The organism is Ruegeria sp. YKSF070, from assembly GCF_059612725.1.
Genome location: NZ_JBXWRD010000004.1, coordinates 170,339 through 177,374 on the forward strand (window position 1 = coordinate 170,339; position 7,036 = coordinate 177,374).

The 7,036-nt window shown below is 64.5% G+C and carries 6 protein-coding genes; 5 read left to right on the forward strand and 1 reads right to left on the reverse strand.

The genetic code is table 11. From position 1 onward, the window contains the following. Nucleotides 1-32 precede the first annotated feature (32 nt). Nucleotides 33-1,136 (reverse strand): mandelate racemase/muconate lactonizing enzyme family protein, encoded by a 1,104-nt coding sequence (locus AC2FL1_RS03740; protein WP_496876019.1) that lies wholly within the window; start codon nt 1,134-1,136, stop codon nt 33-35. Between the two features lie 120 nt (nt 1,137-1,256). On the opposite strand from AC2FL1_RS03740, the gene pdxR reads away from it, so the two are divergent. The 5 genes from pdxR to AC2FL1_RS03765 all read left to right on the forward strand — a co-directional run. Further along, complete coding sequence (gene pdxR, locus AC2FL1_RS03745) at nt 1,257-2,732, forward strand: MocR-like pyridoxine biosynthesis transcription factor PdxR (RefSeq protein WP_496827769.1); 1,476 nt, start codon at nt 1,257-1,259, stop codon at nt 2,730-2,732. A gap of 179 nt (nt 2,733-2,911) precedes the next feature. Continuing rightward, nucleotides 2,912-4,165 carry an NAD(P)/FAD-dependent oxidoreductase gene (locus tag AC2FL1_RS03750; RefSeq protein ID WP_496876020.1) on the forward strand — a complete coding sequence of 418 codons (1,254 nt, stop codon included), beginning with the start codon at nt 2,912-2,914 and terminating at the stop codon, nt 4,163-4,165. Between the two features lie 198 nt (nt 4,166-4,363). After that, complete coding sequence (locus AC2FL1_RS03755) at nt 4,364-5,404, forward strand: ABC transporter substrate-binding protein (RefSeq protein ID WP_496827773.1); 1,041 nt, start codon at nt 4,364-4,366, stop codon at nt 5,402-5,404. Nucleotides 5,405-5,483: 79 nt separating this feature from the next. Further along, nucleotides 5,484-6,572, forward strand: a complete 1,089-nt coding sequence (locus AC2FL1_RS03760; protein ID WP_496876021.1) for an ABC transporter ATP-binding protein — start codon at nt 5,484-5,486, stop codon at nt 6,570-6,572. 1 nt (nt 6,573) lies between these two features. Continuing rightward, nucleotides 6,574-7,036: ABC transporter permease (locus AC2FL1_RS03765; protein ID WP_496876022.1), on the forward strand; the 463-nt coding region annotated here is incomplete at its 3' end.

A 7,036-nucleotide genomic window follows, 5' to 3' on the forward strand; every position in this document is an offset into this window, starting at 1 on the left:
GACAGGGCCGTTGCCGCGCCGCCGGGCAGGGATCAGTCCGCGCTGCTGACCCGGTATTCCGACCGGTCCAGCCAGTTGGGGTTGATCTCGACCCCCCAACCGGGGGCGTCGGTGACCGTGGCCTGGCCATCGGTGATGACATAGGGATCGGTCAGGAACAGCCCCTGTTGCCAAGGATAGTAATCCAGACCCTCGATCGAGAACTCCAGGTATTTCCCGGCATTGGGGATCGCGCGCAAGAGGTGCATGGTGAACAGCGTGACCATCGACAGGTTGGCCGCGTGCGGCGTGACCGGCATCCCGGCGGCATGGGCCATGCGGGCCACGCGCAGGGTGCGCGACAGGCCACCCAGATAGCAGATATCGGGCTGGAGCACATCGACCACCCGGTCGGCGATCATGGTCTGCCAGCGCTCCATCATGCAATCCTGCTCGCCGCCGGTAACGTCAATATCGAGCGTCTCGGTCACTTCACGCGTCTGCTCGAACTCCCAATAGGGACAAGGCTCTTCGTAATGCGAGATGCCGTGCTGTTCCAGCATTCGCCCCACCTCGATGGCGCGGGCCGGGGAGTAGCAGGAATTGGCATCGACCAGCAGCGCCACATCGTCGCCCATGGCGCGGCGCATGGTCGGCACGATCTCTTCGGTGCGGCCGGGCCATTCGTCCTGGTTGCGGCCGACCTCGGCGCCGATGCGGAATTTGAAGGCGTCGAACCCCTTTTCGTCGCGCAGCCGGGTGAGCCGCGCGGCCTCGTCCACCGGCGAGATGTCACGTTTCATCGACGAGCCATAGGCGCGCACCGGTCCGGGCGTGCCGCCGATCAACTCGCAGACCGGCTTGCCCTCGCGCCGCCCGCGCAGGTCCCAAAGCGCGGTGTCGACCCCGCCCATCGCCCGGCGCAGGTAAGAGCCGGGGAACTTGTGCTCGCGATCGCGCACGATGTCGAGCATGGCGTCGATGTCGTCACATGCCATTCCCAGGGCATAGGGTGCCACCTGCCGGTGCAGCACCTGCGCGGTGATGTCGGCGTAATAGGGCGCCACTTGCCCCCAACCCTGCGCGCCATCCTCGGCGGTGGCCCGGACGAAGCAAACGAATTCGGTGGAAAAGGTTTCGAGTTTGGCAAGCTTCATGTCGTTGTTCCGGGTTTGGCCGGCCGGGGCTGGCGGTTCTTTTGAAAAAGCTGGCGAAAAATCGGGTTAGCAGGTATATCCATTTCGACATTTTCGCCAGACCAATTAAGGGGGCTGCCCGTGAAACATGCCGCAGGCGCCTTGTTGTCCTCGATCCGGCTGGACCGGACGCTGAGGCGAAGTGTCAGCGTTCAGCTCTACATGGCGCTGCGCGACATGATCCTGTCGGGTGCGCTGCGCGCGGGCGAGCGGCTGCCCGCCACGCGGACGCTGGCCAAGGAGGTGGGCGTGTCGCGCACCACGGTGATTGACGCCATCGACCGGCTGGTCGCCGAAGGCATGCTGGTGTCGCGCATCGGGGCGGGGACATATGTCAGCGAAACACTTGAGGACCAGAGCGTAACCGCCCCCAGTCAGCGGGCGGTCAGTGCCGGTCGCAAGCCCAGGCTGTCTTATGTCATCAGCCACGCGCAGGGCGCCTATGCCCAACGCGCGTGGTTGCCGCACAAGCCGCGCGCCTTTGTCACCGCGTTGCCCGCGCTCGATGCCTTTCCGATGGCGCATTGGGCGCGGCTGTCGGCGCGGCACCTGCGCGGCGGGCGCGGCGACGTCATGGGCTATGGCCAGCCAAAGGGGTTGGCCGCATTGCGCCGGGCGATTGCAACCCATCTGAGCGCGCTCAAGGGCATACGCTGTGACCCCGAGCAGGTGTTCATCACCTCGGGCGCGCAACATGCGTTTTCGCTGATCGGGCGGCTCTTGCTCAATCCGGGCGACCGGGTCTGGATGGAGAATCCCGGCGCCTCGGGCGCGCGCAATGCGCTGTTGTCCGAAGGGGCCGAACTGGTGCCGGTGGATGTGGATGCGCAGGGCATGGTGGTGTCCGACGGGCTGGCCAAGGCGCCGCATTTCCGACTGGCTTTTGTGACCCCCTCGCACCAGCAGCCGCTGGGCCATGTCATGTCGCTGCCCCGGCGGCTGGAGCTTTTGCAAGCGGCTGAACAGGCGCAAGCGCTGATCATCGAGGACGATTACGACGGCGAGTTCTACTTCGGCAACGCTCCGCGCCCGGCGCTGCACAGTATCGACGCCAATGGGCGGGTTCTCTATGTCGGCACCTTCTCGAAATCGCTGTTTCCCTCGCTGCGGCTGGGGTTCGTGCTGGTGCCCGAGCGGATGGTCGCGGCCTTTGATGGCATGTTCGATACCTGGGCCAGCGGGCCCTCGACCGCGACGCAGGCGATCGTGGCCGAGTTCATGGACGAGGGGCATTTCGCCACCCATATCCGGCTGATGCGCCAGCTGTACAAGGCGCGCTACGAGGCCTTGATGGAGGCCGCGCGCGGTCTGCCTGAAAGCATCCGCCTGCAAGAGACGACCAGCGGGTTTCACACGTCGGCCTATCTGGATGCGCGCGTGGATGAGGCCGAGGTGGTCGCGCAGGCCTTGCAACAGGGTGTCACGCTCGCACCGCTGCGGCGGTACTGCCTGACCCCAATCCCGCAATCTGGTCTCGTGTTCGGCTTTGGCTGCGCCACGCCCGAGGATATCGCAAGGGGGATGGGTATCCTGGGCGGGCTTCCTGCCTTGCGTTAGGATTGGTCTGAAAGTTTTGTCATATTGGATATGAATTGCGAGCCAATATTGGCCTAGCGTTTCAGTCAGAGCCAGCGGATGGGGACTGTCCTGACGCGGCTGAAGGGAGCATCGCGGTCAACCCAATGCCACTTTCGAACATCAGGCAGACGCCATTCTGGCACGATCAACGCGGTGCCATGCCAGCCTTGCAAACGCAGCCATCGGCCAAGGTCGATGTGCTGATCGTCGGGGCGGGCTATACCGGGCTGAGCGCGGCACTGACCACGGCGCGCGGCGGTCGTTCGACGCTGGTCGTGGATGCCGAGGATCCGGGATACGGGTGCAGCAGCCGCAATGGCGGTCAGATCAGCACCAGCGTGAAACCCTCGCTGGAAACGCTGACCGCGAAATTCGGGTTGGAACGGGCGCGCGGCATCCGGGCCGAGGGCGCCAATGCGCTGCGCTGGATCGGTGAATTCGTCGAGAGCGAAGGCCTCGATTGCGACTTTAGACGGGCCGGGCGCTTTCACGCGGCGCATACGCCAGGCCACTATGAGGAGCTGGTGCGCGATGCCGAGAAACTGCGCCAGCAGGAAGGCATCGAGAGCTTTGCCGTGCCGCGCGCCGAGCAGCGCAGCCAGTTGGGGACCGACCGCTACTTCGGCGGTGTCGTGTTCACGGCCCATTGCTCGCTGCATCCGGGCAAGTTTCACCGCGAGTTGCTGCGCCTGGCGATCGGGGCCGGGGCGCAGGTGGTGGGCCAGTGCCGGGTTGGCGCGATCACCCGTTCCGGGTCGGGCTTTCGCGTCGAGACCGCCAAGGGCGTGGTCGAGGCGCGCGACGTGATCGTGGCCACCAATGGCTATACCACCGCGCTGACGCCCTGGTTGCAGCGCCGGGTGATCCCGATCGGCAGCTATATCATCGCCACCGAGGAGCTGCCCGAGGCGACCATTGACGAACTGTTCCCCGGCGACCGGATCGCCAGCGACACCTGCAAGGTCGTCTATTACTATCGCGCCTCGCCCGACCGGCGGCGGGTGCTGTTCGGTGGCCGCGTCTCGGCCTCTGAGACTACTGCGCTGGCCGGGGCGGCCCGGCTGAGGCAGGACATGTGCCGCATCTTTCCCCAGCTTGAGGGTGTGGCGCTGAGCCATGCCTGGAGCGGAACAGTCGCCTACAGTTTCGACGAACTGGCCCATACCGGGGTGCAGGACGGCATTCACTACGCCATGGGCTATTGCGGATCGGGTGTGTCGATGGCGCCCTATCTGGGCATGCGCGCAGGGCAAAAGGTGCTGGGCCTCGCCGAGGGACAAACCGCGTTTGACGGTCTGCCCTTTCCCACCCGGCCCCTCTATCGCGGCAAGCCCTGGTTCCTGCCCGCGGCGGTGGCCTGGTATCGCTGGAAGGATCAACGACAGTTTCGAAAGGCTCTGCGCATGACCTGACGCACCGGGCAGGGCGGCGCACCCCCGGCCCTGGCTCCGGTATTAACGGATCGAAACCAAGGTTTAGGATTCGAAATTTCATTTGTCCCGCCGGTGCCCGCACTATCGTGACAGGTGGAAGACGACTTGGGCGTCTTGCCCGCTGCCTGCCGATCTAGACGGGGCAGGACCCGGAAAACCACCAAAGGGAGGAAATCAATGAAAACGAGAACAATTCTGACGATCTCTGCCGCAGTCATGGCGACGGGCGCATTTGCGCAGGACAAGAGCGTGACCATCGCGTCCTGGGGCGGCTCCTATCAAGAGGCGCAGAGCAAGGCGCTGTTCGAACCCGCCGCCGCCAATACCGGTATCGAGGTCAAGCAGGAGACCTATGGCGGCATGTCCGATGTGCGGCTTCAGGTCAGCTCGGGGCAGGTGACGCTGGATATCGTGGCCAGCGGTTCCGGTTCTGCGGCGCGGGCTGCGGCCGAGGGGCTGCTGGAGAAGCTTGATTACAACGTGATCGACGTTTCGACCTTCTATCCGGGTCTCTACACCGATTACTGCATCGGCGGTGACGTGTTCTCGACCGTCTATGCCTGGAACACCAACACCTATGGCGAGAGCGGACCGCAGAGCTGGGCGGATTTCTGGGATGTCGAGAAGTTCCCCGGCAGCCGGGCCTATCGCGGTGGCGTCGCCGGTGCGCTGGAACCGGCGCTGATGGCCGATGGCGTGGCGCCCGAGGATGTCTATTCGGTGCTCGACAGCGAAGAGGGCATCGAGCGTGCGATCGACAAGATCCGCGAGCTGAAGCCGCATATCTCGGTGTTCTGGACGTCCGGCGCCCAGCACGCGCAGCTGATGAAGGACGGTGAGGTCGACATGACCACCGGCTGGAACGGGCGGTTCGACAATGCGGCCAAGGACGGCGCCAAGGTTGCCTATAGCTTCAACCAGGCGCTGCTGGACTATGACTGTTTCGCTGTGCCCAAGGGCGCGCCGAACCGCGATACGGCGATGGAATTCCTCAACGAGATCTCCAAGCCCGAGTACCAGGACGATCTGCCGAAATACATCACCTATGGGCCGACCAACAAGGCGGCCTATGCGACCGGTGAAATCACGGCCGATGTGGCGGCTGGCCTGCCCTCTTCGCCGGAGAATGCGGCGATGCAGCTGCCGGTTTCGCTGGATTGGTACGCCAAGTGGGAAACCGTCGCGGCCGAGATGTACCAGGAGATGCTGACCGAGTGACGCGCGCGTCCCGATCTGATACCACGGCGGGCGCTCCGGCGCCCGCTTGTTTCTCGCAAGCGGAATACGAGGGTTTGTCTTGACCTCCAGAACCAACGAAGCCTTGCCTATCTCGGTGAAGAACGTGACCAAGACCTATGGTCCGGTGCATGCGCTGAACGACGTGTCGCTTGAGGTGCAGAGCGGCGAGTTCCTGACGCTTTTGGGCCCGTCGGGGTCGGGCAAGACGACGCTGTTGATGGTGCTGGCAGGGTTCACCCGGCCCGATTGCGGCAGCCTGAAATTCGGAGACCGCGAGGTGATCCGCACGCCGCCGCATCTGCGCGATGTGGGCATGACGTTTCAGAGCTATGCCCTTTTCCCGCATATGACGGTCGCCGGCAACGTGGGCTATCCGCTGAAGCTGCGCAAGGTGCCCAAGGCTGAGATCGCCCAGCGGGTCGAGGCGGCGCTGGAAACCGTGCAACTGGGAGGGTTTGGCGAGCGGCGCATCGACCAGCTGTCGGGCGGCCAGCGCCAGCGCGTGGCCGTCGCCCGCGCCATCGTGTTCGAGCCGCGCATCCTGTTGATGGACGAGCCGCTGTCTGCGCTCGACAAGAAGCTGCGCGACCAGATGCAGATCGAGCTGCGGCACCTGCATGAAAAGCTGGGCATGACCACGGTCTATGTCACCCACGACCAGCGCGAGGCGCTGACCATGTCAGACCGGATCGCGGTGGTGAACCATGGCCGCATCATGCAGCTGGCCACCCCGCGAGATCTGTACGAGCGTCCTGCCAATCGCTTCGTGGCCGATTTCATCGGGGAATCCACCTTTTTGCCGGTGTCGCGCAAGGGCGATACCGTGTTGTTCGACGGCAAGCCGCTCTTGCATGACAATCCGCCGCCCGAGACGGCCAGCCTGCTGTTGATGATCCGCCCCGAACGGGTGGTGCTGTCGCGCGAGGGACCGCGCGAGGGGGTCAACAACTTTGCCGCCACCGCGACCGAGGTGGTCTATCAGGGCGACAGTTTCCTGCTGCATGCGGCGCTGGCCAATGGGGCGCAGATCGTGCTGCGCGGCGCCATGCGGGGCGCCAATGTCACCGCCCTGCCTGCCGTGGGCGAGGCGCTGACCCTGTGCCTGGCGCCCGAGGATACCGTGCTGATCGACGGAAGCGAGGCCTAGGATGGAGGCGGTACGCACCAACGAGGCAGGGCTGAGGCGCGACGAGTGGCTGGAGCGGATGAAGCTCTTTGGCCTCGGCTCGCCCGCGATCCTGCTGATCCTTGTCATTCTTGTCATACCGGTGGGCTGGCTGTTCTATGTCTCGTTCATCGGCGCGGACGGCACCTTCTCGCTGGAAAACTACGAGCGGATGCTGAAGCGGAAATCCTATGCCCGCATCTTTCAGACCACGTTCGAGGTCAGTTTCCTGACCACAGGCCTGTGCATCCTGATCGGCTATCCGCTGGCCTATTTCATTGCCGGCCTGCCGAACCGGATCGCCAACCTGTGCCTGATCACGGTGCTGTTGCCTTTCTGGACCTCGCTGTTGGTGCGCACCTATGCCTGGCTGGTGCTGCTGCAGAAACGCGGGCTGGTGAATGAATGGGCGATCTCGCTGGGACTGTGGGACGAGCCGATCAAGA

What these genes read in the sequence shown, in the direction of transcription:
- AC2FL1_RS03750 (WP_496876020.1), top strand. Translation starts at nt 2,912, where the DNA reads ATGCCAGCCTTGCAAACGCAGCCATCGGCCAAGGTCGATGTGCTGATC.
- AC2FL1_RS03755 (WP_496827773.1), top strand. Translation starts at nt 4,364, where the DNA reads ATGAAAACGAGAACAATTCTGACGATCTCTGCCGCAGTCATGGCGACG.
- AC2FL1_RS03740 (WP_496876019.1), bottom strand. Translation starts at nt 1,136, where the DNA reads ATGAAGCTTGCCAAACTCGAAACCTTTTCCACCGAATTCGTTTGCTTC.